The 26509-nt window shown below is 64.5% G+C and carries 27 protein-coding genes and 1 pseudogene; 9 read left to right on the plus strand and 19 right to left on the minus strand.

Translation table 11 applies throughout. The features are described from left to right. Positions 1–6 precede the first annotated feature (6 nt). The 6 genes from CVS48_RS14040 to CVS48_RS14065 all read right to left on the minus strand — a co-directional run bounded on the left by CVS48_RS14040 (position 7) and on the right by CVS48_RS14065 (position 4970). Positions 7–756 (minus strand): anti-sigma factor, encoded by a 750-nt coding sequence (locus tag CVS48_RS14040; protein ID WP_100854981.1) that lies wholly within the window; start codon positions 754–756, stop codon positions 7–9. After that, the gene (locus CVS48_RS14045) at positions 753–1322 is read right to left on the minus strand and encodes a sigma-70 family RNA polymerase sigma factor (protein ID WP_050448395.1); all 570 of its coding nucleotides are present in this window, start codon (positions 1320–1322) and stop codon (positions 753–755) included. The genes CVS48_RS14040 and CVS48_RS14045 overlap by 4 nt, the downstream gene beginning before the upstream one ends. Before the next feature lie 120 nt (positions 1323–1442). Beyond that, positions 1443–2006, minus strand: coding sequence for a DUF3455 domain-containing protein (locus tag CVS48_RS14050; RefSeq protein WP_100854982.1), 564 nt, complete (start codon positions 2004–2006; stop codon positions 1443–1445). Between the two features lie 141 nt (positions 2007–2147). Then, on the minus strand, positions 2148–2774 hold the full coding sequence (gene ycaC / locus CVS48_RS14055; protein ID WP_100854983.1) for an isochorismate family cysteine hydrolase YcaC: 627 nt from the start codon (positions 2772–2774) through the stop codon (positions 2148–2150). Between the two features lie 117 nt (positions 2775–2891). Then, the gene (locus CVS48_RS14060; protein ID WP_100854984.1) at positions 2892–3884 is read right to left on the minus strand and encodes a LysR substrate-binding domain-containing protein; all 993 of its coding nucleotides are present in this window, start codon (positions 3882–3884) and stop codon (positions 2892–2894) included. A gap of 105 nt (positions 3885–3989) precedes the next feature. Next, positions 3990–4970 carry an AraC family transcriptional regulator gene (locus CVS48_RS14065; RefSeq protein WP_242001284.1) on the minus strand — a complete coding sequence of 327 codons (981 nt, stop codon included), beginning with the start codon at positions 4968–4970 and terminating at the stop codon, positions 3990–3992. Between the two features lie 318 nt (positions 4971–5288). Here CVS48_RS14065 and CVS48_RS14070 point away from each other — a divergent pair, with 318 nt between their 5' ends. The 3 genes and pseudogenes from CVS48_RS14070 to CVS48_RS14080 form a co-directional block, all read left to right on the plus strand. Beyond that, positions 5289–6335, plus strand: a complete 1047-nt coding sequence (locus CVS48_RS14070) for an aldo/keto reductase (RefSeq protein ID WP_100854985.1) — start codon at positions 5289–5291, stop codon at positions 6333–6335. A gap of 162 nt (positions 6336–6497) precedes the next feature. Beyond that, positions 6498–7727, plus strand: a complete 1230-nt coding sequence (locus tag CVS48_RS14075; RefSeq protein ID WP_100854986.1) for an SMI1/KNR4 family protein — start codon at positions 6498–6500, stop codon at positions 7725–7727. Positions 7728–7859: 132 nt separating this feature from the next. After that, a pseudogene (locus CVS48_RS14080) lies at positions 7860–8597 on the plus strand (YoaK family protein); the annotation flags it as partial. A gap of 31 nt (positions 8598–8628) precedes the next feature. Here CVS48_RS14080 and CVS48_RS14085 read toward each other — a convergent pair. From CVS48_RS14085 to CVS48_RS14105, 5 genes are all read right to left on the minus strand, one after another. Continuing rightward, on the minus strand, positions 8629–9444 hold the full coding sequence (locus CVS48_RS14085) for a hypothetical protein (RefSeq protein ID WP_419191458.1): 816 nt from the start codon (positions 9442–9444) through the stop codon (positions 8629–8631). Positions 9445–9457: 13 nt separating this feature from the next. Continuing rightward, entirely contained in the window at positions 9458–10192 is a 735-nt protein-coding gene (locus tag CVS48_RS14090; RefSeq protein ID WP_100854988.1) for a tetratricopeptide repeat protein, read from the minus strand. A 185-nt stretch (positions 10193–10377) separates the two neighbouring features. Next, entirely contained in the window at positions 10378–10926 is a 549-nt protein-coding gene (locus CVS48_RS14095; protein WP_100854989.1) for a fasciclin domain-containing protein, read from the minus strand. Between the two features lie 86 nt (positions 10927–11012). Further along, positions 11013–11711, minus strand: a complete 699-nt coding sequence (locus CVS48_RS14100) for an anti-sigma factor (protein WP_100854990.1) — start codon at positions 11709–11711, stop codon at positions 11013–11015. Continuing rightward, positions 11708–12253, minus strand: a complete 546-nt coding sequence (locus CVS48_RS14105) for a sigma-70 family RNA polymerase sigma factor (protein ID WP_100854991.1) — start codon at positions 12251–12253, stop codon at positions 11708–11710. The genes CVS48_RS14100 and CVS48_RS14105 overlap by 4 nt, the downstream gene beginning before the upstream one ends. Positions 12254–12489: 236 nt before the next feature. On the opposite strand from CVS48_RS14105, the gene CVS48_RS14110 reads away from it, so the two are divergent. Beyond that, positions 12490–13152, plus strand: a complete 663-nt coding sequence (locus CVS48_RS14110; RefSeq protein WP_100854992.1) for a thiopurine S-methyltransferase — start codon at positions 12490–12492, stop codon at positions 13150–13152. Between the two features lie 48 nt (positions 13153–13200). On the opposite strand, the gene CVS48_RS14115 is transcribed toward CVS48_RS14110, so the two are convergent. The 6 genes from CVS48_RS14115 to CVS48_RS14140 all read right to left on the minus strand — a co-directional run bounded on the left by CVS48_RS14115 (position 13201) and on the right by CVS48_RS14140 (position 19677). Beyond that, entirely contained in the window at positions 13201–13968 is a 768-nt protein-coding gene (locus tag CVS48_RS14115) for an SDR family oxidoreductase (protein WP_100854993.1), read from the minus strand. Positions 13969–13976: 8 nt separating this feature from the next. Further along, positions 13977–14972: an NAD(P)H-quinone oxidoreductase gene (locus CVS48_RS14120; protein ID WP_100854994.1), complete on the minus strand. Its 996-nt coding sequence runs from the start codon at positions 14970–14972 to the stop codon at positions 13977–13979. Positions 14973–14988: 16 nt separating this feature from the next. Then, complete coding sequence (locus CVS48_RS14125) at positions 14989–15693, minus strand: ABC transporter ATP-binding protein (RefSeq protein WP_100854995.1); 705 nt, start codon at positions 15691–15693, stop codon at positions 14989–14991. Continuing rightward, complete coding sequence (locus CVS48_RS14130; RefSeq protein WP_100854996.1) at positions 15686–17467, minus strand: branched-chain amino acid ABC transporter ATP-binding protein/permease; 1782 nt, start codon at positions 17465–17467, stop codon at positions 15686–15688. Before CVS48_RS14130 ends, CVS48_RS14125 begins: the two co-directional genes overlap by 8 nt. 22 nt (positions 17468–17489) lie before the next feature. After that, entirely contained in the window at positions 17490–18356 is an 867-nt protein-coding gene (locus CVS48_RS14135; RefSeq protein ID WP_100854997.1) for a branched-chain amino acid ABC transporter permease, read from the minus strand. 121 nt (positions 18357–18477) lie between these two features. Continuing rightward, the gene (locus CVS48_RS14140) at positions 18478–19677 is read right to left on the minus strand and encodes an ABC transporter substrate-binding protein (protein WP_100854998.1); all 1200 of its coding nucleotides are present in this window, start codon (positions 19675–19677) and stop codon (positions 18478–18480) included. Positions 19678–20008: 331 nt separating this feature from the next. Here CVS48_RS14140 and CVS48_RS14145 point away from each other — a divergent pair, with 331 nt between their 5' ends. The 3 genes from CVS48_RS14145 to kce are packed head-to-tail and all read left to right on the plus strand — an operon-like array spanning position 20009 to position 22687. After that, positions 20009–20791: an SDR family oxidoreductase gene (locus CVS48_RS14145; protein ID WP_100854999.1), complete on the plus strand. Its 783-nt coding sequence runs from the start codon at positions 20009–20011 to the stop codon at positions 20789–20791. Beyond that, positions 20791–21759, plus strand: a complete 969-nt coding sequence (locus tag CVS48_RS14150; protein ID WP_100855000.1) for a 3-hydroxyacyl-CoA dehydrogenase — start codon at positions 20791–20793, stop codon at positions 21757–21759. Before CVS48_RS14145 ends, CVS48_RS14150 begins: the two co-directional genes overlap by 1 nt. After that, positions 21752–22687: a 3,5-dioxohexanoate:acetyl-CoA acetone transferase gene (gene kce, locus CVS48_RS14155; RefSeq protein ID WP_100855001.1), complete on the plus strand. Its 936-nt coding sequence runs from the start codon at positions 21752–21754 to the stop codon at positions 22685–22687. Before CVS48_RS14150 ends, kce begins: the two co-directional genes overlap by 8 nt. Positions 22688–22738: 51 nt before the next feature. Here kce and CVS48_RS14160 read toward each other — a convergent pair whose 3' ends face one another. Then, a complete protein-coding gene (locus CVS48_RS14160) occupies positions 22739–23809 on the minus strand; it encodes a glycerol dehydrogenase (protein WP_100855002.1) in 1071 nt (356 codons plus the stop codon). 9 nt (positions 23810–23818) lie between these two features. Then, positions 23819–24523 carry a GntR family transcriptional regulator gene (locus CVS48_RS14165; protein ID WP_100855003.1) on the minus strand — a complete coding sequence of 235 codons (705 nt, stop codon included), beginning with the start codon at positions 24521–24523 and terminating at the stop codon, positions 23819–23821. Between the two features lie 125 nt (positions 24524–24648). Here CVS48_RS14165 and CVS48_RS14170 point away from each other — a divergent pair, with 125 nt between their 5' ends. Then, positions 24649–25506, plus strand: a complete 858-nt coding sequence (locus CVS48_RS14170; protein ID WP_100855004.1) for a transketolase — start codon at positions 24649–24651, stop codon at positions 25504–25506. Beyond that, positions 25507–26493 (plus strand): transketolase family protein, encoded by a 987-nt coding sequence (locus CVS48_RS14175; RefSeq protein ID WP_100855005.1) that lies wholly within the window; start codon positions 25507–25509, stop codon positions 26491–26493. It begins immediately after the preceding gene. The last annotated feature ends 16 nt before the right edge of the window (positions 26494–26509 follow it).

Below are 26509 nucleotides of genomic sequence, written 5' to 3' on the forward strand. Positions count from 1 at the left end.
GGCCCGCTACAGCATCTTGACCGCGCGCCCGATGAATTGAATCGGGCCGGTGGGCTTGCCGATGGGCGAGCCGGTCTTGGGCTCAAGCGTCAGCTCGAAAAGCTGGTTGGGTTCCAACGGCGGCAGCTTGTCCAGCGGGATCAGGACCGGTTCGCCGGGCTTGACCAGGCCCAGCGATACGGGGCCGGCCCAGCCGTCGGCCTTGGTCCAGAATTCCAGCGCACGATCCGGCGGCACTTCCGTTGCGGTGATCGGCACCAGTTGCACGGCGCTTTGGCCGGCCTGCGCCTGCACCACCCAGCCGGGCGCCTGCGATTGCGGCGCCACCAACACCACCACATACTGCGGCGCATCGGGCGTGGCCACGGGGCGCAGCGCCAGCGTGCTGCCCAGGATCAGCACCGCCGCCATGCCGCCCACGGCCAGGCTGCGCCAGAATGCCAGGCTGTCCCAGAGCCCGGGCTTGGGGGTGGGCTTTGTGTTGGACTTTGGGCTGACAGCGGGCCGCGCCTGTGCCTGTGCCGAATCCAGTGTGCGGGTAATGCGAGGCCAAAGGCTGGTCGACGGTTCGATGGGTTCGGACAGATTCGTCAAGGGCAGGAGCCTGGCTTCCCAGCGCGCGACCGCCGCGCGCAGGTCGGCGTCGTGCGTCATGCGCGCCTGCACGTCGCGGCGTTGCGTGGCCGACAAGGTGCCCAGCACGTATTCGCCGGCAAGCTCGTCGATGTCATCGTGAGAGGTTTGCGGAGCGCTCATGCCAGGCACTCCTTAAGCGCTTGCAGGCTGCGCTTGATCCAGGCCTTGACGGTGCCCAGCGGCGCGCCCAGGCGCTGGGCGATTTCGCTGTGCGTCAGCCCCTCTACGTAGGCATGCAGCACGCAATTGCGGCGTACCGGTTCCAGTTCTTCCAGGCAGGGGCCGATGCGTCCGGCGCTGGCGCGCCAGTCGAACGCGTCACGGGTGTCGTGCCAGGCTTCGATGGCGTCGCGCGCGTCCAGGGCGGCGGCCGCGTCGTCGTCAACGTCGGTTTCGCGGGCGGTGTCGCGCAGCGCATTCAACGCCAGATTGCGAGTGATGCTGTACACCCAGCCGCGTCCCGATCCGCGCGATGCGTCGAACGTGTCGGCCTGGTTCCAGATCTTGACGAAGGCGTCATGCACGATGTCCTCTGCCCAAGCGCGATCGCGCAGGAGTCGTTGGGCCACGCCCAGCAGGCGCGGGCCTTCTTGCCGATATAGGGCTTCCAGCGCGGGCCGGCGACCGGCCGCGCACGCCTGCAGGGCAGCTTCGTAATCGAAATCCGGGGTCAGGCGGTTCGGCATGCGAGAGCAGGGACGGTAAGGGAGCGGCCGCGCGAACCCGCCATGCGCGGTTGAAGGTTGCGCCATCTTACCGGACTCTCTCGCCACTGGCCCGCCGATGGGGGCGGCGGGCCGGCGGGCTTAGTTCGCCTTCCAGAAAATGTAGTCAGCCTGATACTTGACTACGCTTTTCTGGCCCAGCATCGCCGTGGTGCAAGGCGTCTTCGGCGCCACGCCGCCCTTGAGCGCGACGCGCTGGATGTAGGTCACGCCCGTCATCGCGCCCGCGCCCATGGCCGGATTCGCCTGCACCAGTTGGTAGGGGATGTTGCCGTCGCCGGCGGGCGCCACGGCCAGTTGCTTGCCGGTGACTTTCGAGCCGTCCATGGCTTCCCAGGTGGCGGGCGGGCCGTAGTACTTGCCGACTTGCTTGCCCATGCGGTCATTCAGCGCGGCGTTGGGACCGGCGAACACCCATTCGGCCTGGTCTTTCATGTCGGCCTTGGCGCGGCATTCGTAGGTGATTTCGCCCACGCCCACGGTTTCCCAGGCCACCTTGTTGCCGGCCGGCACCTGGATGCTGGCAGGCAGGCTGGCTTGGGAATAGGCCATGGATTTGGAACTCATCGAGCCGCAGGCGGCCAGGAGCGACACGGCGAACAGGCCGGTAACGACGGGGATGCGGTGCGAACGTTGGGTCTTCATGAGCGGTCTCCAGCGACGTGAAAGGTCTGTAGACGACGCGCACCATGCGCGCCGGTACAGGTACTACACGCGGGAGGCCCAATTGGATGCAGGCCGGACGCAAATATTTTTGCGGCCGGCCTGCGGGGGGAAAAATGCGGCTTACTTTGCCTTGCGGTTGGCCGAGTACGACGCCATCAAGTTGCGGTAATCCGGAATGTGGTTGGCGAAGAGGGTGCCCAGGCCTTCCACGTCGTTGCGCCAGTCGCGATGCAGTTCGCAGGCCACGCCGAACCAAGACATCAGTTGCGCGCCGGCTTGTTCCATGCGGCTCCAGGCGGCGTTGCGGGTGACTTCGTTGAACGTGCCCGACGCATCGGTCACGACGAACACGTCAAAGCCTTCTTCCAGCGCCGACAGGGCGGGGAAGGCGACGCACACTTCGGTGACCACGCCGGCGATGATCAGTTGCTTCTTGCCGGTGGCCTTGACGGCCTTGACGAAGTCTTCGTTGTCCCAGGCGTTGATGTTGCCGGGGCGGGCGATGTAGGGGGCGGTGGGGAATTTGTCTTTCAGTTCCTGGAGCAGCGGGCCGTTGGGGCCGTCTTCGAAGCTGGTGGTCAGGATGGTGGGCAGCTTGAAATATTCGGCCAGGTCGGCCAGGGCCAAAACGTTGTTCTTGAATTGGTCCGGTTGGAAATCGCGCACCAGGGAAAGCAGGCCGGCCTGGTGGTCAACCAGCAGGACGGCGGCTTCGTTCTTGTCCAGTTTCACGTAGGGCTTGGTCATGGTTTTTGCTCCGTTATGTCTTCAAGGTGGTGCGCGGTGTTGCGCGTTGAGTGCATGAACAGAATTCTAAATACCAGCCTATAACCCCGGTAGTCGGTCAAATTGCGCTTCAGCGTTCTATTTATCGGACGATGAGGCGGGTGATGTGAGGGTTTGGGCAAGGAGTTTGGAGCCAGTAAGGCCGTAGCGCTGCTGCGTATCGCATTCGCGCTGGGCAGTTTCACGATACTCCGCCGCCATGAAATCCAATAGCTCCCGTACCGCTGGCAGCAGGCCGCGCCGCGACGGGAAGACGGCATGGACGGCGCCGGGTTCGGGCACCCAGGGCGCGCCCACCGGCACCAGCGTGCCCGCGTCCAGTTCGTCGCGGATCATCATCAGGGGCAAGGCGGCCACGCCCACGCCGCGCAGGGTGGCTTGCTTGAGCGCCAGCATGTCATCGGTGACCAGGCGCGGCGTGAAGGGCACGCTTAGACGCGCGCCGTCGGGCCCGTCCAGCCGCCACTGGCATTCACGCTGCTCGGTGCCCAGCGCCAAGGTGGGTAATTCGGCGAACTGGGCCACATCGGCGTTGGGGGGCAGCGAGCGCGCCAGCGCGGGGCTGGCAACCAGGCTCTGGCAGCTCATGCCCAGGTGCTTCATCACCAGGTCGCTGCTTTCCATGGGGCCGAAACGTACGCGCACGGCCAGGTCGAACCCTTCGCGCAGCACGTCCACCGAGCGTGAAAAGCTCTTCAGGTAGACGTGTACCTTGGGGCAGCGTTCCATGAAGCGCGCCACCACATCGCCCAGAAAGTAGTAGATCAGCGCGGGTGGTGCGCTCATGCGGATGGTGCCTTGCGGCTCGGCGTGCGTGCGGTCGATGACGTCCTGCGCGGCTTCGGCCCCGGCCAGCATCGACAGGCATTGGTCGAAATATTCCTGGCCCAGTTCGGTCACTGCAAAGCTGCGGGTGGAACGCTGGATCAGGCGCACGCCCAGCCGTTCCTCAAGCAGGGCGATGCGGCGGCTCAGGCGGGATTTGGGGATGTCCAGCGCGCGGCCGGCGGGCGCGAAGCCCCCGTTCTTGACCACCTGGACAAAATAATAAAGATCATTCAAGTCATGCATGACCGTTTCCGCGATTTCCGATTTCTAGACGTAGCGGCGAGCATATAACGGCGCCGGCGTTTGCCAGAAGACGGAAAGCGGAACGGACCCGCGCGGATAACCCTGTCAGGCCGCCACGCCCAGCGATTCTTCCTTCCAGCGCTGCTTGTCGCGCAGCGGCGGGGTGCCGAACAGGCGGCTGTATTCGCGGCTGAATTGCGACGAACTTTCATAGCCCACGGCATGCGCGGCCAGCGCCACGCCCGCGTCATCGCTCAGCATCAGGCGGCGCGCTTCCTGCAAGCGCAGGTGCTTCTGGTATTGCAGCGGGCTCATGGCGGTGGCCTGCTTGAAATGGTGGTGCAAGGACGACACGCTCATGTGCACGTCGCGGGCGATTTCCTCCACGCGCAGCGGCTGGGCGTAGTTGTCGCGCAGGATGCGGATGGCCTTGGCCACGCGGTTCAACTGGCTGTCTTGCAGCACCGACTGGCGCAGCACCACGCCCTGGCCATTCATCAGCAGCCGGTACAGCAGTTCGCGCTTGACCATGGGCGCCAGGATGGGAATGTCGCGCGGGTTATCCAACAGGCGCAGCAGCCGCAGCACCACGTCCAGCAGCGAGCCGCCCAGCGGATTCACGCTCAGCGCGCGTGACGCCTCCGCGGGCACCAGCGGCGGCAGGTTCTCGTCGCTGATCAGTTCGGCGATTTCCTCGGGGTTCAGATCCAGCCGCAGGCCCAGGTAGGGCAGCGTCGGGCTGGCCACCGACACCTTGGCCACCACGGGCAGGTCCACCGAGGAAATCAGGTAATGGAAGGGGTCGTACTCGAAGCTCTCATCGCCGATCAGCAGGCGTTTGGAACCCTGCGCGATGACGGCCAGCGCGGCTTTCTGCAAGCCCGGCTTGGCGCCAGTGGGCTGCGACAGGCGGTGCAGGTAGAGGCCTTCGATGGGCGTATCCAGCGATCCTTCCAGATCGCCCGTCATCCGGTCCAGCGTGCAAAGCAGCTCTCGGCGGGCCGGTTCGTATGCGATGTCTAGCGGGGCGGCGTTGATGGCGTCTTGGCTGGGAACGGTAGCGGATCGAGCGGTAGTAATAGGCATGGAGGCTCCGGAAGGCGCGCCGACCGCGGGGCAAGCCGGCGGCGCCGCAGAGAGTAGGGCGGGGTTCAGTGTATGCGCGGTCCAGGCGCGATGCACAGTCACCATTTTCGGTCTGGAGAAATGGGCAAAAAGTCAGGAGGATCGGGCGCATGCCTGATTCTCCGGAAGGCTTGCCAGAGAATCAGGCAAAAAAAGGGCAGGATCAAGCAGCGCGCGCCGCCGCCTGCCGACGCATACTGTTCCCACCCCGGCAAGCAGGTGTTCGGCGTCCCATCCCGGGGCGCACGGACCGGCGACGCCGCTGACAGGAGTTCAATCATGCGATACAAGAAATTCGGCAGCACAGGCCTTTTCGTTTCGGAACTCTGCCTGGGCACCATGACCTTCGGCGGCGAGGGCGAGCTGTGGAGCAAGATCGGCAGCCTGCAACAAGAAGACGCCAACCGGCTGGTGGGCCGGGCGTTGGAGGCGGGCGTCAACTTCATCGACACGGCGGACGTTTATTCGGAAGGCCGTTCCGAAGTCATCACTGGCCAGGCCCTGCGCGATTTGAAGGTGGCGCGCGACGACGTGGTCATCGCCACGAAAGTGTTCGGCCCGACCGGCGCGGGCGTGAATGCGCGCGGCAATTCGCGCGCTCACATTCTGGATGGCGTGAAGAAGAGCCTGTCGCGCTTGCAGTTGGATCACATCGACCTTTATCAGATCCACGGCTTTGATCCGGCAACGCCCATTGAGGAAACCGTGCGCGCGCTGGATACCTTGGTTCAACATGGCCATGTGCGTTATGTGGGCGTGTCCAACTGGGCGGCCTGGCAAATCATGAAGGCGCTGGGTATTGCCGAACGCCTGGGGCTGGCGCGCTTTGAATCGCTACAGGCCTACTACACGATCGCGGGCCGCGACCTGGAACGCGAACTCGTGCCCATGCTGCAAAGCGAAGGCGTGGGGCTGATGGTGTGGAGCCCGCTGGCCGGTGGCTTGCTTAGCGGCAAGTACAGCCGCGATGGTTCCGTTGAGGCCGGCAGCCGCCGCGCCGCGTTCGACTTCCCGCCGGTGGACCGCGATCGCGCCTACGACAGCATCGACGCACTCAAGTCCGTGGCCGATGCGCGCGGCGTATCCGTGGCGCAAGTGGCGCTGGCGTGGCTGCTGCATCAGCAAGTGGTCACCAGCGTCATCATCGGCGCCAAGCGGGTGGACCAGTTGGACGACAACCTGGCGGCAACCGCCATCAAGTTGACGCAAGACGAGCTCGCAGCCTTGGACAAAGTCAGCGCGCTGCCGCCGGAGTATCCCGGCTGGATGCACGTGCGCCAGGGCGAATTCCGCCGCCAGCAGTTGATCGAGTCTGGCGCGGTGTAAGCACGAGGGGGCAGGGCCGGGCCGGCGAGCGCGCGTCAACAATGATCGCCGGGCCCGGCGGCCACGCATGCGGGGAAGCGCGGTGCGGATGCCGCAGCCAGCCCTCTCATCGCGATCCGTGGCTAGTAGAATCCTGGCAGCTTTAACGAATGAAGACGCCAGATGACCCACCCGTTTTCCCCCGACGATGTGCGCGTCTTGCGCGAACACGGTATTGCGCTGTTCGCCGACCGCGTGCTGATCGCGGTGCAGCCGCCCTTGTCCGACGCGCGGATCGCGGAGATTGAATCCGCCTGCGCCGGCCCCTTGCCACAAGCCTTGCGCGACCTGTGGCGCCTGACCGCCGGCGGCGAACTGGCCTACGACTTGCACGCGCGGATGAACGGCAATGAAGAGGCCTTGAGCTGGTCCGAACTGTTCTACGACGGCAGCGACCACTATCGCGATCTGCAAGGCTGGATCGAACACGAACAAGAGTGCGCCGAAACCGCCGCCACCGAAGACGGCGAGACCTGGAACGGCACGCTGCGCTATCTGCCCATAGGCGGCTTTGAATACTGCGACCGCATCTACGTGGCGGTGGAACCTGGCCCTCGCGCCGGCAGCATCGTGGCGTGGAAGCAGGGCCTGCCCGGCTGGACGCATGCCTTGCAACAGGATGGCATTGCAACGATTGCGCCGGATCTGCATGCCGCCTTCGCCTCGTTGTGCCTGGAGTCAGACCCGGAAGACGACCTGGATAGCCCCGGCGTGCGCGTGCTGGAATATCTGGACGAACGGGTGTCGGACCACGGCATGCCGCAAGCGCTGGCCGACGCGCTCGTCGCGTACTACCGGCGCGCACTGGTGGATTGGCGTGGCCCGCTGGCGGCCGGCACGCTGATGCAATCGCCGCGGCTGGCCGGCTTGGCTTTGCAGCACGCGATAAGCAAGGATGACGCGGCGCTGGTGCGGCAATTGGCAGAGCAGGGCATGCGCTTCGACCAGCCCCTGCGAGGCAGCGCCACCCCGGTGGAAGTGGCCTTGATGCAGCACGCCTGCGCCGCCGCCCACGCCTTGTTGCAAGCGGGCGCGGCGGTCAGCCCCACAGCCATTCATCGCTTTGATCGCAAGCCTTCGGCGGAACTCGTCGACCGTCTGCTGGCACAAGGCGCCCAAGCCGATGCCCTGGGCGTGGCCCGCTGCGTGGCCTGCGGCGCGCCCGAGGCCGCGCGCCGCGTCGCGGCAGCCTGCGGTGACGGGATTGCCGCCGCTTACGCAGAGGTGCGCGACGCCATGGCCAACAGCTACCAGGAGGACCTGCGCAAGGTGCGCGCGGGCAAACTGGGTCACTACCTGGGCGCGGACGGCCTGGCCGAACGCGTAGCCAACCTGCGGGCGTTTTCGCTGTGACGTTGCGGGCGGCTTGACTGCGTGGACGATGCCCGCCGTGTCGTCGTCCACCGCGCGTCGTCCCCGACTAGAATGTGCTTCGCGTTTCCGTAAGCGCGCTCTTGTTTGACGGGACGTTTTGAAGGGAAAAGCGTGGCCATTCCGTATCTGCGCAGACTGACGGCGGTCAGCCGTAGCCCGCAAGCCAACAGGCATCTTGCCTACTTCCTGACCTTTACCGCCGGCGCGGTCAACGCGGGCGGCTTTTTGGCCGTGCAGCAATACACCTCGCACATGTCGGGCATCGTTTCCATGATGGCCGACCACATGGCGCTGGGCGGCCTGGTGGTGGTGTTGCAGGGCGTGGCGGCGTTGCTGTCGTTCCTGGCGGGCGCGGCCAGCTCCGCGTTCCTGATCAACTTCGGGCGGCGTTCCCACCTGGCCAGCGAATACGCCTTGCCGCTGCTGCTGGAAGCCGTGCTGCTGCTGCTCTTTGGCCTGTTGGGCGCCAACCTGGAAACTCTCCGCTGGTTCTACGTGCCTGGCACCGTGATGCTGCTGTGCTACATCATGGGCCTGCAGAATGCGATGATCACCAAGGTGTCGCGCTCCGAGATCCGCACGACGCACGTCACCGGCATGGTGACCGACATCGGCATCGAACTGGGCAAGCTGTTTTACTGGAACGTGTCCAAGAGCGACACGCAACATAAGCCGCCCGTGTTCGCCGATCGCGGCAAGCTGATTGTGCTGAGCCTGATGGTTACCCTGTTCTTCGTGGGCGGCGTGACCGGCGCGTATTCGTTCTACCACTTTGGCTTCGGTTCGACCTGGCCGCTGGCGCTGCTGCTGACCTTGCTGGCCGCGGTGCCGGTCATGGACGACATCCGCAGCTTCATTCGCCGCGCCTAGCGCGGCGGCTTCACCTTTTCGCCTTGCGCGCGACGGCGTGGCCCAGGAAGACCTGCAGCGCCGCCAAGGTTTCGTAATGCAGCTTTTCCAGCCGGGCGTCCTTGGCCGGTTCCGTGATGGCGTAGCCCTTGGCGTCCAGGGGGTAGGGTTCACCCAGCAGGCGCCCCATGTCGATCTGGTAGTAGCTGGCGTCGCCATACGGCCGCTTGCCGTCGATCAGGGGAGCGGGCCAGAAGCGGTCCCCTTCGCGTAATACGGCTTCCAGTTGTTGCGGGCTTGCTTCCCGCCAGACGGCGGCGCGCAACAAAACCAGGTGTTCGGCGCGCAGCGTGAAGCCGCCTAGCGCGTCCATGCCGCTTTGCGGAAAGTCGAACGCTTCCTTCATTTCGGTCGGCAGCGGGTAATGGCCGGGCGCGAGCTTTCCCACGGACGCCACGAAGTCGGGCAGCACGCGGCACACTTCGGCCAGGCGCCGGATGGCCAGCGCGTCGTCCGATGTCTTCAACGCGCGGCGCGCAATGGCCAGTGTGTCCGGGCCGCCCAGCAGCGGCTGTTCGAAATCGATGCCGGGCGCGCCGGATTCGATCGGCATCCATTGCACGCGCAGCAAACGTATCAACGCGGCGTGCTGGGACGAGATCGGAATGGCGCCGGGCGGCAGGGCGAATACCTGCCGGATGATCGGCTTGCGGTCGGTGGCGGCCAGGGCGCGCAATGGCGCGATCGTCAGCCCGCCCAAGCTCAAACCCAAGCCCAAACCCATACGCAGACCCACACCCAAACTCCCACCCAGACCCAGGCTCTTCAGCAACGCACGGCGTTTCATCATGGCTACCGGATTACTTGCGCAGATCGGCCAGCGCCGACTCGGCCAGCGGGTAGCCCGGCTGGATTCGCAATGCGTCTTCGTAAGACAGGCGCGCGTCGGCTTGCCGCCCCAGGCGCCGCAGCAAATTACCCTGATTGGTCAGAATCAACGCGCTGGCGGGTTTGGCGCGCACGGCCTTTTGGTAGGCCGCCAGCGCCTCGTCTTCGCGGTCCATGCTGTCCAGCAACGAGGCTTGAAGGTTGTAGCCGATGCTCCAGTCCGGAAAGCGATTCGTCAGCGCTTGGGTCGTGGCCAAGGCATTGGGCAAATCCCCGCGCTGCGCCTGCGCGCCGGCTTTGTTGACGTATGCCCACTTAAGGTCCGGGTTCAGCTTGATGGCCTCGTCGAACAGATCTTGGGCGGCGGGCAGCTTGCCTTGCTGCGCTTGCAGCTTGCCCAGGAACAGCCGGACGTCGGCGTTGCGCGGATCTTGCTTGGCCATTTCTTCGGCTACGCGCTGCGCCTCCTGCGGATCGTTCGCCCGCAAGGCGGCCGAGATCCGCGTGTTCAGCGTTTGCATGGCGGGCGGCAGTTGCTTGATGCGGGCTTGCAGCGCCTCGTTTTCCGCGCGCAGCTCGGATTGGTACGCGTGGTCCAGTGGCGCGGCGGGTTGCGCATGGGCGGCCGACACGGCAAGGCCGATGCAGCAGGCAAGGGCCGGCCCGAGCAGGCAGGCACGCACACGGCGGCTCAGGGTTGCAAGCATGGCGGTCGATGGTTCCTTGAAAGAGGGATGTGCTGGCGTCAGGGCGGGGACGGATGCCTACGATACCGGAAGCGCGGCGCGCCGTAAAAAACAAAGGCGCCAAACGTAGAAAGTCCAACGCAAAAAGCCCGGCGCGCAGGCCGGGCTGGAACGCTGGCCCCGTGGGGCCGCTTTTAATCAAGCGATCAGTTCGGCATCAACACGGTGTCGATCACATGGATCACGCCGTTGGACTGATAGACGTCATAAGTGCTGATGGTGGACACGCCGCCCTTTTCGTCCTTCAGGGTCAGGTTGTGCTTGCCGTTCATCATCACCCACAGCTTGCCGCCGCTGGCGGTCGTCAACTCGGTCTTGCCGCCGCCCTTCTTGATACGTGCTGCCAGCGCGTCGAAATCCAGCTTCCCCGGTACCACGTGGTAGGTCAGGATCTTTGTCAGCGTGGCCTTGTTTTCTGGTTTGACCAGTGTATCCACGGTGCCCGCGGGCAGCTTGCCGAAGGCGGCGTTCGTCGGCGCGAACACCGTGAACGGGCCCTTGCCTTGCAGCGTATCCACCAGGCCCGCCGCCTTCACCGCCGCAACCAGCGTGGTGTGGTCCGCGGAATTCACCGCGTTGGCGACGATATTCTTGGCGGGCATCATCGGCTGGCCGCCCACCATGACGTCCGCCGCGAACGTGGGCGACAGGGTCAGGGCCGAGCAAGCGATGGCAATCGAGGCTAGCAATTTCATGACGATCTCCTTTTGTGTGGCCGTCATGAGGAGATACGGGGCAAGCCTGCGATTGGATGCGTGTTCAGCCTAAGGACTAACCCTGGTCAGATGACCTTGCCGCTCAAGACGACCGGGCCGGTGGGGATGCCGCCGGGGGCGCCGCCCGCCGGCTCCAGCGTAATGGCGACCGTGTCGCCTTGCTGCGGCAGCAGGCTGGGGGCCAGCACCGTGGTCTGGCCTGGCTGCACCAGGCCCAGCGAGCGCGGCGCCTGTCCGGGGGTGATGGACCACAATTCCAGCGCGCGGCCATCGGCCAGCGCCACCAGGTCTTGCATGGGCTGCACGGCCAGGCGGTTGTCCGGCAGCGTGTTCACGACCATGGCGCCGGGCGCCTTGTCGCCAGACAGCACGGCAACGGTGCGTACTTCGGTCGGTGCGGGGGCCGGCTTGAGCATCAGGAAGGCCAGCACCACCACGGCGGTGGCCAAGCCGGCCGACAAGGCGCGCCACCAGGACAGGCCACGCGGCGCGGAAGGCGTGCGCGTGGCGGCGTAGTTGGGTGCAGACTTGGGCGCCGCTGCAATGCGGGCGGCAATTGCCTGCCAGACATGCGCGGGTGGCGTCTCGGGCGGCAGGGCCATCGCCAGCGGCAACAGCCGGTCTTCCCATTCAGTAACCGCGCGGCGCAGGCCGGCGTCATCGCGCATCAGGGTAATGAAGCGCTGCCGCGCACCCGCGCGCAAGCCGCCCAGCACGTACTCGGCGGCCAGGCGGTCCTGCAGTTCGGGGTGGCGGTAATTCATTCCAGGCACCTTTTCAGCCGTTGCAAGCCACGGCGTATCCAGCTCTTGATCGTTCCCAGCGGCGTCTCCAGGCGGGCCGCGATATCGGGATGCGCCAGGTCATCGAAAAACGCCATGGCAATGGCAACCCGTTGCGGCCCTTCCAGCTGGCCCATGCAGTCGGCCAGGCGGCGGCCTTCCTGGCTGGCTTGCAGACGGGCAAGCGGGCCGGGGCCGTCGTCGGCCATGGCCAGCGTCAGCGTGTCGTCCGGGTCCGGCACCACGACGTCGGGCCGCCTCAGGCGGTCGATGCAGCGGTTCCGGACGATGCGGGTCATCCACGTCATGGGTTGGCTCTGCTCGGCCTGGTATTGGCCGGCCTGGCGCCAGATCGATACGAAACACTCTTGCAGCACGTCTTCCGCGGCGGCCTGGTCTCTCAACATACGTCTGGCCAGGGCAAACAGATGCGGGGACGCAAGGCGATAAAGCTCAGCCAGTGCGGATTCGCGTTTTTCCGCGCACTGGACAAGCAGGGCCTGCAGGTGTTGAGCGTCGGGCATCGGTTCCTAAGAGGGAAGGGGCGCGCTGGTGCAGAGCATACCGGGCCAGGACGCCGACGTCACTATTGAACTGGGCCCTGATCAGCGCACTACAATGCCCGGCACACTTGGCAGCGTCAGGCAAACCGGGAAACCCCGGCAAACTCGGCATGCCGCGTGCACAACCCCCCGGGCCCCGGCTGGCCCGGACAAAAGCGTAGAGCTTGCAATCGACACACAGGAGGAGCAGACAGGACATGGACGCAGAATTCTGGTTGGAACGCTGGCGCGAAGGGCGCACGCACTTTCATCAGGCCCGGATTACGCCGCTCTTGCAGAAGTACTGGCCCACGTTGGCCGTACCGCAGGGTGGACGGGTACTGGTACCGCTATGCGGCAAATCGCTGGACATGGTGTGGCTGGCGGCGCAGGGACACTCGGTGCTGGGCATTGAGCTTTCCCAGCTTGCGGTGGAACAGTTCTTCACCGAAAACGAGCTGCGGCCCGTGACGCATGAATCCGTCTACGGCAAGCACTACGTGGCGGGCAACATTGAAATCATCTGCGGCGACATCTTCAAGCTGGATTCGCAACTGCTGTCGCACTGCGTGGGCGCTTACGACCGCGCGGCGCTGGTCGCGCTGCCCGAAGACATGCGGGCGGACTACGTGCGTCACGTCTACGGGCAGCTATCGCCCGCCAGCCGGGGCCTGCTGATCACGCTGGACTATCCGCAGGAAGAGATGGCGGGGCCGCCATTCTCGGTCGTGGACAGCGAAGTGCAGGCCATCTTCACCGGGGTGGCCCCGGCCGTCATCATTGACCGCCGCGGCATCCTGGACAAGGAACCCAAGTTCCAGAGCGCGGGCGTCAGCCGGCTGGATACCGTGGTGTACCGGCTGGGCGTGCAAGACGCCTGACACCGGAACCCGGATGTGGCGGCGAGGTGCGAAGTGAGCGAAGGCCTTTCAGGTCATCAGCCAGCCGCCCGCCACATCCAGTACCTGGCCGGTAACGAAGCGGGCCTGATCGGACGCGAAGAACAGGCAGGCGTCGGCCACCTCTTCCGGGGTGCCCAGGCGGCGCAGCGCCGTCACCCGCGCCACGGCGTCGTTGATTTCCTGAGGCACGCTTTTCAGCAGCGGCGTACTGATGCGTCCGGGCGCCAGCCCATTGACCGTGACGTCGAACTCGCCCAGTTCGGCGGCCCAATGCCGGGTCAGGCCGATCAGCCCAGCCTTGGTGGCCGCGTAGTGCGCCGCCACGATGTCGCAGTACGCCTTGCCCGCCACCGACGACATATTGATCACGCGCCCCTGGCGCTGCTTGACCATGTGCGGCGTGGCCAGGTGCGTCATGTAGAACACGCTGTTCAGGTTCACCGACATGACCTGGTCCCATTCGCCCGGCGGCATCTCCCAGACCTTCAGCGCGCGGCCGTCGGTCTTGGGCGAAATGCCCACGTTGTTCACCAGGATCGTGGCCGCGCCCAGTTCGGCCGTGATGCGGTCGTAGGCGGCCTGGCACTGCTCGTAGTGCGCCACGTCGGCCGGCACGAACACCACGTCATGGCCGCGCTTTCTAAGCGCCTGTTCGTAGGCCGCGCCCGCCTGCGCATTGAAATCAATCAAGCCCACCCGCCCGCCTTCGGCCAGAAAACCTTCGACAATCGCCGAGCCGATACCGCCTACCGCGCCCGTCACGATGGCGACCTGGCCATCGAAGCGAGCCTTCATGTCCGCACTCATGCACCCACCTTCAACATGATCTTGCCGATGTGCCGGCTGCTTTCCATCAAGGCATGCGCGCGGGGCGCATCCGCCAGCGGGAACACTTCGTGGATCAGCGGCAGGCATTGCCCTTGTTCCATCAGCGGCACCACCTTCGTGGCTAACGCCTTGGCGATGGCGCCCTTGTCATCGTCCGAGCGCGGGCGCAGCGTCGACCCCGTGAATTGCAGCCGCTTGGTCATGATGGGCAGGGCATCGATGTCGGCCTTGCTGCCTTCCAGGAAAGCGATCTGCACCAGCCGCCCGTTCACGGCCAGCAGCTTGATGTTCTTGTTGATGTAAGACCCGCCCACCATGTCCAGGATGACGTCCACGCCCACGCCTTGGGTCGCCTGGCGCACCTCGGTTTCGAAGTCGGTGTCGCGATACAGCACGGCGTGATGCGCGCCGGCTTTCAGGCAGGCCTCGGCCTTGGCGGCGTTGCCCACGGTGGTCCAGACTTCGGCGCCAAAGGCGCGGGCCAATTGAATGGCCGTGAGCCCGATGCCGCTGGAGCCGCCATGCACCAGGAATTTTTCGCCGGCCGCCAGGCGCGCGCGGTCGAACACATTGGTCCAGACGGTGAAGTAGTTCTCGGGAATGGCGGCGGCCGTCAGCAGGTCCATGCCGCGCGGCACGGGCAGGCAGTGGCGTTCGTCGGCCAGGCAATACTGGGCGTAGCCGCCACCGGGCGTCAGCGCGCAGACGGTGTCGCCCACCGTCCACGCGGTCACGTCGGGGCCGACGCCGATGATGGTGCCGGACACTTCCAGCCCCAGATACGGCGACGCGCCGGGCGGCGGCGGATACGAGCCCGAGCGTTGCAGCACGTCGGGGCGGTTGACCCCTGCGTAGGCCACTTCGATCAGCACCTGCCGGCCGGTGGGGGCTTCCATGTCGCGTTGGGCAACCTGCATGCAATCGGGCGCGCCGCCCTTGCCATGGTCGATGAATGTGCAGCGTAGGGTCATAGGGGAAATCCTGGTTTCAATGGCCCAGATAGGCCTTCTTTACATGCGGGTCGCTAAGCAGCTCGGCGCCCGTGCCGGTGCGCACGATGGCGCCGTTTTCCAGCACGTAGCCACGGTCGGCCAGGCGCAGGGTGCGGAATACGTTCTGCTCGACCAGCAGCACCGTCACGCCATGCGAGGTGACGTCGCGGATGATGTCGAACATCTGCTGCACCAGCAGGGGCGACAAGCCCAGCGACGGCTCGTCGAACACCAGCAGCTTCGGGTCGGCCATCATGCCGCGCGCGATGGCCACCATCTGTTGTTCACCGCCCGACAAGGACCCGGCGTACTGCGACAGGCGTTCTTTCACACGCGGGAAGATGCGCAGCACCTCGTCCATCTTCTGCTGCACGATGGGGCGCGCGGCGCGCTTGTACGAACCCATCAGCAGGTTGTCTTTCACGGTGAAGTGCGGAAACAGTTGGCGGCCCTCGGGAATCATCGTGATGCCGGCGTCCACGATGTCATAGGGATTGTGGTTGGTGAGGTCGCGGCCTTCGAATTCCACCTTGCCTTGCAGCGTGGGAATGACGCCGCACAGCGTTTTCAGGGTGGTGGTCTTGCCCGCCCCGTTCGCGCCGATCAGGGTCACGATTTCGCCCGCGTTGACCTCGAAGTTCAAGCCGTTCAGCACTTGGCTCTTGCCATAGCCCGACGTCAGATTCGACACCTTAAGCATCCTGGTACTCCTTGCCCAAATACGCCTCGATGACGGCGGGGTTTTCGACCACGTCCTTCGGCGCGCCGCTGACCAGCACGCCGCCTTCGTTCAGGACGATGATGCGATCGGACAGCGCCATCGTGGCCTGCATCATGTGTTCGATCAGCAGCACCGACACGCCGGAATCGCGGATGCGCCGGATCATCTGGATGGACTTCTCGATGTCGGTCGGGTTCAGCCCCGCCATCACTTCGTCCAGCAGCAGGATGCGCGGCTTGATGGCCAGCGCGCGGGCGATTTCCAGACGCTTCATGCCGCCCACCGTCAGGCTGCGTGCCTCGGTGTTCAGGTACTTGGTCAAGTCCGTCTGCTCGGCCACCTTCAGCGCAATCTGCTCGGCCTCGTCACGGTTCGACGTGCGGATGAACGCGCCCAGCATGATGTTTTCCAGCACCGTCAGGCCAGTGAAAGGCTTGGCGATCTGGAACGTGCGGCCCAGCCCCTTGTGCGCGAACTCGTCCGGCGTCTTGCAGGTGACCCAGTTGCCGTCCGCGTCCAGCATCGAAATATCGCCCTTGTCTGGCGACAGAAACCCGGACAGCAGGTTGAACACCGTGGTCTTGCCCGCGCCGTTCGGCCCGATCATGCCCAGGATTTCGTTCTGGTTCAGCGTCAGCGACACGTCGTTGGTGGCGCGCAGGCCGCCAAAGCTCTTGAACAGCTTGTCTGCCTTTAACACCGGCTGCTCGGAGCGGGTGGCGCTGTGCAGGCGCAGTTCGTCCGCCAATTGCCGCTTCTTGCGCGGCGTGCCCAGATACGGCAAGCGCGCCAGTCCGCGTTCGATGGCGGGGCCGAACGCTCCGGCCAGCCCGCGCGGAATGGTCAGCACCACGGCCACCAGGATCAGGCCGTAGATCAGCCCGTGCATGCCGTTGCCCACGCTGGACAACCAGCCGCGCGCCAGTTCCGCGATGGGCAGCACCAGGAAGGTGCCCGCGATGGGACCGGCCACGGTGCCCAGGCCGCCGATCAGCGCGAACATGGCAACCTGGATCGACAGTTCCAACGAGAACGCCGAGCTAGGGTCCACGAAGGTCAGGTAGGTGATGTGGAAGGTGCCGATGATGCTGGTCAGCATGGCGGACACCACGGCCGCGATGATCTTCACCCGCACGGTATGGATGCCCACGGCCAGCGCGGCATCTTCGCGTTCGCGGATGGCGATCAGGTAATGGCCCAGGCGTGATTTGCGTATCGCCCACGACACCCAGGTCACGAACAGGAACAGCCCGAACGCGATGATCACGTAGTTGAGCTTTTCGCGGAACACGATCCATGCCCAGCCGATATTCAACGGCAGGCTGATGCCGCTGGAGCCGCCCGTCCAGCTTTCCTCGTGGATGACCAGCAGGCGCACCACTTCCAGGATGGCGATGGTGGCCAGCGCGAAGAACGGGCCGCGCAGCCGCAAGGTGGGATAGCTGATCAGGATGGCCACGGCCGCCGAGATCGCCGCGCCCGCCAGCATGCCGATCCACGGCGAGATGCCGAAGTTCTGCGTCAGCAGCGTGGCGGTGTAGCCGCCGATGCCATAGAACACTGCATGGCCCAGCGAAAGCTGGCCCGCATAGCCGCCCACGATATTCCACGCCACGGACAGCGAGGCGAAGACGAACAGCAAGACAAACAGGTTGGTCCAGAAAGGCGTGCCCATGACGACGGGCACGAGGAACATCACAATCAGCAGAATCAGGCTGACGTAGGCTTTGGGGCTTCGAAAGTCGGGAAACACGTCTCGCTCCTTGTGGCTCTGATCACTCTGTACCGACGCCGAACAGGCCGTTCGGTCGCAGGACAAGGATCAAGAGGAAGATCCCGAAATACACGACCTCTTTCAGGTCGGGGGCGATGTAATAACCGGCCAGCGTATCGACGATGCCGATGATCATGGAGCCGGCCACGGCGCCGTACAGGCTGCCCAGTCCGCCCAGCACCACGATCACGAAGGCGGTCAGCACGAAGTACGTGCCCACTGTGGGAAACACCGGATACTGCGGCGCCAGCAAGCCCGCCGCGATGCCGACAAAGGCCGTGCCCAGGCCGAAGGCGATGGCGTAGACGTTGTTGACGTTCACGCCCATCAGCGTGGCGGCATAGCGATGCTGGGCCACCGCGCGCAGCGCACGGCCCAGATAGGTGCGATGCATGAACAGATGCAGCAATATCGCCAGGCTGATGCCGATGACGAAGGTGATCAGTTGGCCCGTCACCATCGAGAAATTGCCCACATCGATGGCGTTCGTGCCCAGCTCCACCGGCGCGCGGTACACATTGGCGCCGAAGATCACCAGCGCCAGGTTCAGCAAGATGGTGGACACGCCCACCGTGGCGAAAATCTGGATGTGCTGGTCGGCGTTCAACAGCGGCTGGATGATGCCCTTTTGCGTCAGCGCGCCCAGCGCGAACAGAATCACCGCTACCGGCACCAGGCCCACATAAGGGTGGACGCCGAATTGCGCGGCAATCAAATAAACCAGGTACATGCCAACCATCAGGAACTCGCCATGCGCGAAGTTCACGACGCGCACGACGCCGAAGATCAACGTCAGCCCCAGGCTGATGATGGTGTATGCGCCGCCCAGCAACAGGCCGTTGATGACCAGTTGAATGAAAATATCCATGGTGCAACCTCTTAGAGCGGGACGCGGCCCCGGCGTGGCCGCTGTGAAGTCGGCCACGCCGGGGCGCGACAATCCCGGGAAACGTCAGGCGCCCCCGAGCGCCTGATCACTGGCGTCGCGCTTACTTCTTGAAGATGGGCTTGCCAAGTGCGAGGTTGCTGGGCGCAATGGTGACGAGCTTGCCGTCCTGCCACTGCATGACGTAGAACGTCGAGGCGTTGTTCTGGCCGTCTTCGCCGAAGTCGAACGCCCAGCCGTTGGCCGTTTGGCCGGCCGGCTTCTTGTAGGCCAGGACCGCTTCGCGGATCTTGTCCTTGTCGGTGGACTTGGCGTTGCCGATGGCTTCGAAGAAGGCCTTGGCGCCGACGTAGTTCGTCAGGCTGTGGCCGGACTGGGGGTCGCTCTTGTAGGTGGCTTTGTAAGCGGCCAGGAATTTATCCAGGCCCGGCGCGCCGGCCGGGTTGATGGACGATTGGGGGAAGTCCAGGTCGAACACGCCGTTCATGTCGGCGCCCACCGCCTTGGCCGTGTCGGCAAGCGAATAGCCGCCGCCCGCGCCAATCACGACCTTGGGCTTGAAGCCCGCCGCGCGTGCCTGGCTGAAGTACAGGATGGCGTCGTTCTGGTAGGCCGTTTGCAGCACGACGTCGACCTTGGCGCCTTTCAAGCGCAGGATCAACGACGACAAGTCCACCGTCTTGGCCGAATAGGGCAGCACTTCGGCCACGGTGTAACCCAGTTCCTGCGCGCGTTTTTTCTCGGTGGCCGCCACGTCGGTGCCATACGGCCCGTCTTCGTGGATGATGCCGATCTTGATGTCCTTGGGGTTCAGGCCCATGCCCGGGGCGATGGTGTCATGCAGCGCGTTGACCACCGACACACCGTACAGCGCCGTGTTGGGGTTGCTGCGGAACAGGTACTTGTAGCCGCGCGTGGTGATCTTGTGGGCGGTGGCGCCCAGTTCGAAATAGGGCACGCCGGCCAGTTCGGTTACGGGCGTGGCCGCGTACGAGATGCCCGAGGCGTAGCTGCCGAACACGCCCACCACGTTGGACGAGATCAGGCGCTTGGTTTCCGACACGGCTTGCGTCGGGTCCACGGCGTCCGCCTTGATGAGTTCGATCTTCTCTCCGTTGACGCCGCCCGCGGCGTTGATTTCGTTGACGGCAAGCTCCAGCCCGCGATAGCTCTCTTGTCCCAGAAGCGCAAGCGCGCCGCTGAACGGGAAGAGGGCGCCCACTTTCATGTCGGCCGCCGCGGTGCCGCTTGCCAGTGCGCCGCACACGCCCAGCGCCAAAATAATCTTGTTGAACTTGAACACTGTCTACGCTCCTTTGTCGGTATGGGATGCGGACTGTTTTGAGTGTTGTCCGTCTTTTTTAAATATATGATATATGTGCCGGCCAGGTACAAAAACCCCGAATTGGATTCTAGTGGGGGCCGCTTCAAGCCGAATCGGGGAATTCCCTAAAGCCGCATGAATAAAGCCTTAGCGGCCGATAGTATGGGAAATAAAGCGCAAAATTCCGTCAGGCGGACGGTGCCGTTCCGGGGCTGTTGGTGCGCGTCATCATGCCAGAAAATATTGCGCTACGTCATATATCGTATATGATCAAACGCGCGCTTTTCCATAAGAACCAGGAGACAACAGCATGTTCGAGGAAGTCGATTTCGCCGGAAAACGGGTCTTGATCACCGCGGGCGCGGATGGTCTGGGCTTGGAAATGGCCAAGGTTTTCCGCCACGCCGGCGCAACGGTTTTCGTGTGCGATGTGAACGAGGCGCGCGTGGCCGCCATCCCGTCCGAACTGCCCGGCGTGCAGGCCATGGTGGCGGACGTGTCGGACGAAGACAGCGTGGGCGCGCTCTTTGCCGCCGTCAAGCAGAAACTGGGCGGGCTGGATATTCTGATCAACAACGCGGGCGTGGCGGGCCCGACAGGCTATGTCGAAACGCTATCGAAGGCCGATTGGGACCGCACCTTGGCCGTCAACATCACCGGCCAGTTCCTGTGCGCGCGCCAGGCCATCCCCATGCTGAAGGAATCCAAAGCCGGCGTGATGATCAATCTGTCGTCCGCCGCCGGCCATCTGGGCTTTGCCGGGCGCTCGGTGTATTCGGCGTCCAAGTGGGCGGTGATCGGATTCACCAAGTCGTTGGCCATCGAATTGGGTCCGCACGGGATCCGGGTGAACGCGATCTTGCCGGGCGCCGTCGAAGGTCCGCGCATCCGCGCCGTGATCGCCGCCAAGGCCAACACGCTGGGCCGTCCCGTGGATGAGATCGCCGCGCAGTACGAAGGCCAGGCCGTGCTGGGCCGCATGGTCACCGCGCGCGACATCGCCAACACGGTGTTGTTCAACGCCAGCGAGGCGGCCCGCAGCGTGACGGGCCAGGCGCTGGTGATCGACGGCTTTACGCAGAAGCTCTACTGATGGGCGCCGATTCCGCAGTCCAATCTGCTCCCCACACCGCCGCCATTATCGGAACGGGCCTGATCGGCCAGGGCTGGGCCATCGTGTTCGCCCGCCAGGGCTGGCAAGTGCGCCTGCACGACGTCAACGCAACCATGCTGGCCGAAGCCCGCGCGCTGATCTTGCAGCAATTGCGCGAGCTGGAAGCTCAGGGTTTGCTGACGGACGCCGACGCCATCATCGGCCGCGTCCACATTGCCGACAGCCTGGCCGATGCCGTCAAGGGCGCGTGCTACATCCAGGAAAATTCACCCGAAAAGCTTGAGATCAAGCGTGCGCTGTTCTCGGCGTTGGATGCGGTGGCTGAGCCTGACGCCGTCATCGGCAGTTCCACGTCCAGCATCCCCGCCAGCCAGTTCACCGACCATCTGCCGGGCCGCCATCGCTGCCTGGTCGCGCATCCGGTCAACCCGCCGTATCTGATTCCCGTCGTGGAGCTTTGCCCAGCGCCGTGGACCAGTGCGGACGCGCTGCAACGCGCCAGCGACATCATGACGGCCATCGGGCAAAAGCCCGTGCGGCTGCGCCGTGAAATCGAAGGCTTCATCTTGAACCGCCTGCAAGGCGCCTTGCTGCACGAGGCCTTCCGGCTGGCCAAGGAAGGCATCGCCAGCGCCGAAGACATCGACACGACGGTCAAGGATGGCTTGGGACTGCGCTGGTCGTTCATGGGGCCGTTCGAAACCATCGACCTGAACGCGCCCGGCGGCATCGCGGACTATTGCGCGCGCTACGGCGGGCTGTACCAGTCCATTGGCGCGGACCAAACCGAATGCGTGGCCTGGGACGAACCGCTGGTGGAGGCGCTGGCGGACGAACGCCGCCGCTTGCTTCCGCAACAAGACCTTGCCAAGCGCCGCTTCTGGCGCGACGAAAAACTGATGCGCTTGATGCGCCACAAACAACAGGATGGAGACAAACATGGCTAAGCCCAAACAGAAAGTCGTCATTACCTGCGCCGTGACGGGCGCGATCCACACGCCCAGCATGTCGCCGCACCTGCCGGTCACGGCCGAGGAGATTGCCGACGCCGCCATCGGCGCGGCCCAGGCGGGCGCGGCCGTGCTGCACCTGCATGCGCGCGACCCCGAAACCGGCAAGCCGTCGCAAGATCCGGCGCTGTTCAAGCCGTTTCTTGAGCGCATCAAGAACGAGACCGACGCCATCATCAACATCACCACCGGTGGCAGCCCGCACATGACGGTGGAAGAGCGCATGCGCCCGGCCACAACGTTCAAGCCGGAGTTGGCGTCGCTGAACATGGGGTCGATGAACTTCGGTTTATTCCCGATGCTGGATCGCTTCAAAGAGCTGAAGCACGACTGGGAACGCGAGCATCTTGAGAACAGCCGTTCGCTGATCTTCCGCAACACCTACCAGGACATTGAATCCATCCTGACGCTCGGCAACGCCAACGGCACGCGCTTTGAGTTCGAGTGCTACGACATCAGCCACCTCTACAACCTGGCGCATTTCGTTGACCGTGGGCTGGTCAAGTCGCCGCCTTTCATTCAATCCGTGTTCGGCATCCTGGGCGGCATTGGCCCGCACCCGGAAGACCTGATGCACATGAAGCGCACGGCCGACCGGCTGTTCGGCGACGATTACGAATGGTCCATTCTGGGAGCCGGCCGCAATCAAATGCCGCTGGCCACCATCGGTGCCGCGATGGGGTCGAACGTGCGGGTGGGGTTGGAAGATTCGCTGTGGATCGGGCCGGGCCAGTTGGCCGAGTCGAACCGCTTGCAGGTCGAACGCATCCGCACCATCGTCGAAGCGCTGAGCCTGGAAGTGGCCACGCCTGACGAAGCGCGCGCCAAGCTCGGCCTGAAAGGCCGGGACAACGTGGCGTTCTGAGTTGGCGTTCTGATTCGGCGTTCTGATCTGGCGGGCGCCGCGCCGCCGCGTTCAGGCGTGGCGGCGCAGCGCGTCGGCAAGCGTGGCGACATCCAGCGGGCGGTCGAAGTTGGCGGCGTGGCGGGCGTTCAGTGTCAGTTCGGCCGCCAGCGTCAAGTCCGCATCGCTGGGCATGTCGGCCGCGCCGAGTTCGCGCAGCGTGGTGGGCAGGCCGACCTGGGCGTACCACTGGGTCAAGTCCGCCAACATGCCGTCGTTGCGCTGTTCCAGATCCAGTTGCACGAGCAGGCCGACCGCGACTTGCAAGCCATGCAGCGCGGTAGCCACGCCGCCGATCTTGGGTAGCCCGCGCGTCAGCGCATGCGCGATGGACAGGCCGCCGCTTTCAAAACCGAGACCGCTCATGAGGATCATCGCTTCCACCACGCGCTCGAAGGCGGGCGTGGGCTGGCCCGTGCCGGCAGCCGCCACGGCGTCCACGCCGTCGGCCAGCAGCGTGCGCAAGCAGCCGTCGGCGATCAGTTGCGCCGTCAGCAGTGGGGCACCGTCGTACATGTTCTTGCCGCCGTTGCGCTGGCATTGCTCGGCTTCGAATTTCTTCGACACGGCGTCGCCCAGGCCGGCGCGGAAAAAATGCACAGGCGCGGTGGCGATGATGGCCGTATCCACCAGCACGATCGTGGGGTTGAACAACATGTGTTCCACCGCCAGGAGGTTGTGATGCGCGTCGTACAGCACGTAATTCTTGCTGGTGGGCGCGTCGTTGGACGCCACCGTCGGCACCGTGATCAGGTGGCAGTGCGACGACTTCGCCACCGCCTTGCCCGCGTCCAGCGACTTGCCGCCGCCCACCGCGATCACGAAGTCGATGCCCGCGGAGTCGGCCTGCGCGCGCAGGTTGGCGATCAGCTCGGGCGTCAGGTCGCCTTCAACGATCAGTGGCGTCAGCGCCACGTGGTGCTTGGCGCACAGGGCTTCGATTCTTGGTCCCAGCACGCCATGGACGTAGCGGTCGATGACCAGCGCCGCGCGGCGCCCGAACAGGGCGGCGGTTTGGCCCAGGCTGTCCAGGGCGCCCGCGCCTTGTATGTAGCGGCTGGGCGCGCCAAAAATCTTCAGCATGACGTCTTCCTATTTGCGTGGCACGGGAGGGCGGTAGTCGAGCTCTTTCTCGCGTTCGACCAGCCAGTCGATCATGATCTTGCCGCCCCAGACCAGGTCGGCCTGAATGGCGTTGCGCGCGGCCTCGGAGTCGCGCGCTTCCAGCGCTTGCAACACGGCTTCGTGGCGGTGTTCGTTTTCGGAATAGTCCAGCCCGGCGGTCTTGACGTGGAACACCTTCAGGATGGGGCCGGTGATGACCCAGAACGATTCCACGGTGGCGCGCAAGATGGGCTTGTTGCTGGCTTCCAGGATGGCGAAGTGGAACTTGCGGTTCAGGTAGCTGGCGCGCTTGGGGTCGGTCGACGTGCAGGAAATGAAGTCCTTCTGCAGGGCGATCAGGTTGTCCAACTGTTTACGCGTGATGTGCTGCGCGGCCTCGGCCGCGCCCATGCCTTCCAGATGGAAACGAATCTGCTGAATTTCACGCAGCTTTTCCGAGTTCACGTAAGGCACGTAGACGGCCGTGGCCGCCTGCATTTCCAGGCCCTGTTCGCTGATAAGCCGGAAGATGGCTTCGCGCACGGGCGTGATCGACACGCCCATCTCTTGGGCCAATTCGCCAATGATCAGGCGTTCGCCGGGTTCGTACTGCCCATTGATCAGGGCATTGCGGATTTCGTTGTAGACCCTGACGGAGAGGTTCTCTTTCTTTACCGGTTTAAGGCTGGGCATGACGTTTCGGGCTTGCTGAAATGAAGGGAACGGGTTGAATCCGGGTGAATTCTAGCCCGCGATAGCCAATCCGAGCGCAATGGGTATATTATATATCATATATCCTAACGAAGAAAGGACGCGCCATGCGCCACCACGAGGAGGCCCCCACCCAGGGGGAGGTCGCGATGCTGCGGGAAAAGGCCCGCCACATCCGGCTGGAGACCATCAGGTTGATTGAAATTGCCAAGGTCGGGCATTACAGCTCGGTCTTTTCTTGCGCCGAAATATTCGCGTCGCTGTACTACGACGTGATGCGGCTGCGCCCGGGCGAGCCGCATTGGCCGGACCGCGACCGCTTCCTGATGGGCAAGGGTCACGCGGCGGTCGGGCTGTTTCCGGTGCTGGCCGACCACGGCTTCATTGACCACGCTTTGCTGGATGGCTATACCCGGCTGGGCAGCCCGCTGGGCGACCACCCCGACATGAGCAAGGTGCCGGGCGTCGATTTCAGCTCGGGCTCGATCGGGCACGCGCTGTCCAACGGCGTCGGCATGGCGATGGGTGGCCGCATGAGCCAGCGCGACTTCAATGTCTTCGTGATGTTGGGCGATGGAGAAATGCAGGAAGGCCAGGTGTGGGAAGCAGCGCTGTTTGCCGCGCACAACAAGCTGTCGCGCCTGGTGGCCATCATCGACCGCAACGGCTACCAGTTGGACGGCAAGGTGGATGACGTGATGGGCGTCGAATCGCTCAAGGAAAAGTGGCAGGCGTTCGGTTGGGACGTGCATGAGGTGGACGGCCACAATCTGCACGACCTGACCGCGCTGCTGCGCCGCCTGCGCGCGGACGACACGCGTGACAAGCCGGCTTGCGTGATCGCCAAGACCATCAAGGGCAAAGGCGTGTCCTACATGGAAACCGAGCCCGGCTGGCACCTGGGCTATCTGGCGCCGCAAGACGCGCAAAGCGCCGTCGACGAAATCCTTTCCCGCGAGATCTGAATGGCACAGGCACAAGTTCTTTCTTCTGACTCCTGGCAGTACCGCGCCCTGAACGCGGTCAACCCAGGGCTGTCGTATCTATCCGACGCGCTGATCGAATTGGCCCAGGCGGGGCACCCGGTCGTGGCGGGCTCGGCCGACCTGCAATATTCCAACGGCCTGAACCGCTTTGCGCAGGCTTACCCTGACCGCTACATCCAGTTCGGCATTTCAGAGCAGAACATGGTGTCGGCGGCCGCGGGCCTGGCCACCACCGGCATGATGCCGTTCGTGGCCACGTTCGCATCCTTTCTAGGCCTGTTGTGCTGCGAGCAGATCCGCATGGACGTGGCCTACACCAAGCTGCCCGTGCGCCTGATCGGCCACCACACCGGCATCAGCCTGGGGTTTTACGGCACCTCGCACCACGCCACCGAAGACATCTCCACCATGCGCGCGCTGGCTGGCCTGACGGTCGTGTCGCCCGCCGATGGCCCGCAACTGGCCTCGGCCATCAAGGCGTCGGTGAACTGGCCGGAACCGATCTACTTCCGCATCGGCCGTGGCCGCGACCCGCAGGTCTATGAAGACGGCGCGCCATTCGAATTCGGCCGCGCCATCGTGCATTCCCAAGGCAGCGATCTAAACATCATCGCCTGCGGCATCACCCTGCATGCCGCGCTGGCGGCCGCAGAGCAATTGCGTGAAGACGGCCTGTCGGTAGGCGTAATCGATATGCCCACCATCAAGCCCCTGGACCGCGACGCCGTGTTGGCCGCTGCCGGCCAGGCGCGCTTGATGATGACGGTGGAAGAACACAATGTGCTGGGCGGGCTAGGGTCGGCCGTGGCCGAAGTGCTGGCGGACGCCGGTACTGGCACGCGCTTGCGCCGCCACGGCATCTACGACGAATACAGCCTGATTGCACCGCCCACCACGCTCTACGCGCACTACAAACTGGACGCGGCCGGCATCGGCGACGTGGCCCGCGAACTGCTCGCATCCTGAAGATAATGCTTGAAAC

The sequence above is a fragment of the Achromobacter spanius genome (assembly GCF_002812705.1).
Taxonomy (GTDB): Bacteria; Pseudomonadota; Gammaproteobacteria; order Burkholderiales; family Burkholderiaceae_B; genus Achromobacter; species Achromobacter spanius.

Bases quoted from the DNA above. Each gene is read 5' to 3' on its own strand.
- CVS48_RS14040 (WP_100854981.1), bottom strand. From the start codon at position 756: ATGAGCGCTCCGCAAACCTCTCACGATGACATCGACGAGCTTGCCGGC.
- CVS48_RS14045 (WP_050448395.1), bottom strand. From the start codon at position 1,322: ATGCCGAACCGCCTGACCCCGGATTTCGATTACGAAGCTGCCCTGCAG.
- CVS48_RS14050 (WP_100854982.1), bottom strand. From the start codon at position 2,006: ATGAAGACCCAACGTTCGCACCGCATCCCCGTCGTTACCGGCCTGTTC.
- ycaC (WP_100854983.1), bottom strand. From the start codon at position 2,774: ATGACCAAGCCCTACGTGAAACTGGACAAGAACGAAGCCGCCGTCCTG.
- CVS48_RS14060 (WP_100854984.1), bottom strand. From the start codon at position 3,884: ATGCATGACTTGAATGATCTTTATTATTTTGTCCAGGTGGTCAAGAAC.
- CVS48_RS14065 (WP_242001284.1), bottom strand. From the start codon at position 4,970: ATGCCTATTACTACCGCTCGATCCGCTACCGTTCCCAGCCAAGACGCC.
- CVS48_RS14070 (WP_100854985.1), top strand. From the start codon at position 5,289: ATGCGATACAAGAAATTCGGCAGCACAGGCCTTTTCGTTTCGGAACTC.
- CVS48_RS14075 (WP_100854986.1), top strand. From the start codon at position 6,498: ATGACCCACCCGTTTTCCCCCGACGATGTGCGCGTCTTGCGCGAACAC.
- CVS48_RS14085 (WP_419191458.1), bottom strand. From the start codon at position 9,444: ATGAAACGCCGTGCGTTGCTGAAGAGCCTGGGTCTGGGTGGGAGTTTG.
- CVS48_RS14090 (WP_100854988.1), bottom strand. From the start codon at position 10,192: ATGCTTGCAACCCTGAGCCGCCGTGTGCGTGCCTGCCTGCTCGGGCCG.
- CVS48_RS14095 (WP_100854989.1), bottom strand. From the start codon at position 10,926: ATGAAATTGCTAGCCTCGATTGCCATCGCTTGCTCGGCCCTGACCCTG.
- CVS48_RS14100 (WP_100854990.1), bottom strand. From the start codon at position 11,711: ATGAATTACCGCCACCCCGAACTGCAGGACCGCCTGGCCGCCGAGTAC.
- CVS48_RS14105 (WP_100854991.1), bottom strand. From the start codon at position 12,253: ATGCCCGACGCTCAACACCTGCAGGCCCTGCTTGTCCAGTGCGCGGAA.
- CVS48_RS14110 (WP_100854992.1), top strand. From the start codon at position 12,490: ATGGACGCAGAATTCTGGTTGGAACGCTGGCGCGAAGGGCGCACGCAC.
- CVS48_RS14115 (WP_100854993.1), bottom strand. From the start codon at position 13,968: ATGAAGGCTCGCTTCGATGGCCAGGTCGCCATCGTGACGGGCGCGGTA.
- CVS48_RS14120 (WP_100854994.1), bottom strand. From the start codon at position 14,972: ATGACCCTACGCTGCACATTCATCGACCATGGCAAGGGCGGCGCGCCC.
- CVS48_RS14125 (WP_100854995.1), bottom strand. From the start codon at position 15,693: ATGCTTAAGGTGTCGAATCTGACGTCGGGCTATGGCAAGAGCCAAGTG.
- CVS48_RS14135 (WP_100854997.1), bottom strand. From the start codon at position 18,356: ATGGATATTTTCATTCAACTGGTCATCAACGGCCTGTTGCTGGGCGGC.
- CVS48_RS14145 (WP_100854999.1), top strand. From the start codon at position 20,009: ATGTTCGAGGAAGTCGATTTCGCCGGAAAACGGGTCTTGATCACCGCG.
- CVS48_RS14150 (WP_100855000.1), top strand. From the start codon at position 20,791: ATGGGCGCCGATTCCGCAGTCCAATCTGCTCCCCACACCGCCGCCATT.
- kce (WP_100855001.1), top strand. From the start codon at position 21,752: ATGGCTAAGCCCAAACAGAAAGTCGTCATTACCTGCGCCGTGACGGGC.
- CVS48_RS14160 (WP_100855002.1), bottom strand. From the start codon at position 23,809: ATGCTGAAGATTTTTGGCGCGCCCAGCCGCTACATACAAGGCGCGGGC.
- CVS48_RS14165 (WP_100855003.1), bottom strand. From the start codon at position 24,523: ATGCCCAGCCTTAAACCGGTAAAGAAAGAGAACCTCTCCGTCAGGGTC.
- CVS48_RS14170 (WP_100855004.1), top strand. From the start codon at position 24,649: ATGCGCCACCACGAGGAGGCCCCCACCCAGGGGGAGGTCGCGATGCTG.
- CVS48_RS14175 (WP_100855005.1), top strand. From the start codon at position 25,507: ATGGCACAGGCACAAGTTCTTTCTTCTGACTCCTGGCAGTACCGCGCC.